Source organism: Bradyrhizobium sp. 159, assembly GCF_023073795.1.
GTDB lineage: Bacteria > Pseudomonadota > Alphaproteobacteria > Rhizobiales > Xanthobacteraceae > Bradyrhizobium.
Window position 1 is genome coordinate 1 of record NZ_JADPKE010000063.1, and the last position, 1,701, is coordinate 1,701.

Annotated in this window: 1 protein-coding gene and 1 pseudogene; both read right to left on the reverse strand. The window is 60.6% G+C overall.

Going from position 1 to position 1,701, the window contains the following annotated elements; genetic code table 11:
• Positions 1–574 (reverse strand): annotated as a pseudogene (locus IVA96_RS17550) (flagellin); the annotation flags it as partial.
• A gap of 356 nt (positions 575–930) precedes the next feature.
• The coding region (locus tag IVA96_RS17555) for a flagellin (protein WP_253075128.1) at positions 931–1,701 on the reverse strand (771 nt) is incomplete at its 5' end.

The window sequence follows — 1,701 nt, forward strand, 5'->3', positions numbered from 1 at the left end:
CAACGCCGGCGTTGGCGTCGCCAGCGGTCGCTGTGCCGTTCAGCAGGCTCGCACCAGTGGTCGCAGCGTTGATGACGGTTCCCGTATTCGTGCCCTGAACGCCACCGAGCTTGGTACCGGACGCAGCAGCGGTTACACCGCCGGCCGCACCGCTGTAGAGCACGTTGCTCAGCGCATCCGCGCTGGTGTAGCTGGTCGTGCCACGCAGATCCGAAGCTGTCGCACCGGCGATCGTGGTGGAGACGTTGGACTTGGTGGAATAGCCGACGGTGGTCTGAAGCGCCTGGTTGGCGATCGACTTGGCGCTGTCGATCAGCTTCTGCAGCGAGGTGATGCCGGTGTTGGCAGCCTGCAGCACCTGCACGCCGTTGGCGATGCCGTCGAGCAGATTGTTGATGTCGCTGGCGCGGTTGTCGAGCGACTGTGCCGTGAAGAAGTTGGTGGGATTGTCCAGAGCCGAGTTGACGCTCTTGCCGGTCGACAGACGGCTCTGTGTGGTGGCGAGCAGATCGGCGGTGGACTGGAGAGAGAGCAGGTTCTGACGAACCGACGAGGAGAGGACGATACCGGACATTGAGTGTTACCCTTCTGGTACGCAACGCAACAAACTTCGATTAGGATTAATCGATGCCGGGAGGGTGAACTTTTGGGGCTAACAAAGCATGAAGCGTGTCGCTGCAGTCCTTGTGCGGATTCACCATATGCGCGATCGTATCCGGATCACGCCCTCGTGTATCGTCATGATAAGATGGTGCTTTTTCGTGCAGTGGCGATGTGTTTGCTACTTGTCAACCATAACTCAGAGTGAGCAATTGGCTGCATTCGAATGCCCGTCTACGTCTCACTGCACGACGTCTTCATACAACCGCATAAAGGAAACGGCGGGGCCGAAGCCCCGCCGCCAGATCTTGCCTGCGATGTCGTGCGCGATTAGCGGAGCAGTTGGAGCACGCTCTGCTGCGACTGGTTGGCCAGCGACAGCGCGGAGACCGCGATCGACTGCCGGGTCGACAGCGCCTGGCTGTTCGCCGCTTCAGTATTGGTGTCGGCCAGGGTCAGGTTGGACGAACCGGTCTGCAGCACGTTGATCAGGCTCTTGTTGAAGTCCTGACGCACCTGCACCACCGAAAGGTTCGAACCGAGCGCGGAAGCTTCCGAACGCAGCGTGCTCGACGCGTTGTTCAGGTTGGTCAGCACCTTGTTGGTGGCAGCGTTGTCGATGAAGTCGACGCCGTTTGTCAACGCGGCGAGGCCCAGACCCTTGGAATTGTAGGTCACGCCGGTGATGTTCAGGCTCGACTTGCCGGTCTCGTCGAACACCAGCTTGAGCTGATCGCCGTTGAGCAGGTTGACACCGTTGAACGAGGAGTCCTGCGCGGTCGTGTCGATCTGGTTCAGGATGTTGTTGTACTGATTGACCAGATTGGCACGGGCCGTCTGGGCAACGGTGTCCGCGACCGGGGTGGAAGCCGTCGAGAACGTCAGCGACGAGGTCAGCGTTCCGCCGATCGCACCACCCGCAGTCGTCGAGCCAAGCGTCGAGGACGCGTAGTCGTTGGTGGTCGAGATCGTCAGCAGGCCGTTGGCGTCGATCGTGGCAGACAGGTTGTTGGCCTGAAGCGCGGTGTTGAGTTGATCGAGGGTCTTGACCGTTCCGTTGGTGCCGTCGCCGAAGGTGACGTTGACCGCCGTACCGCCGTT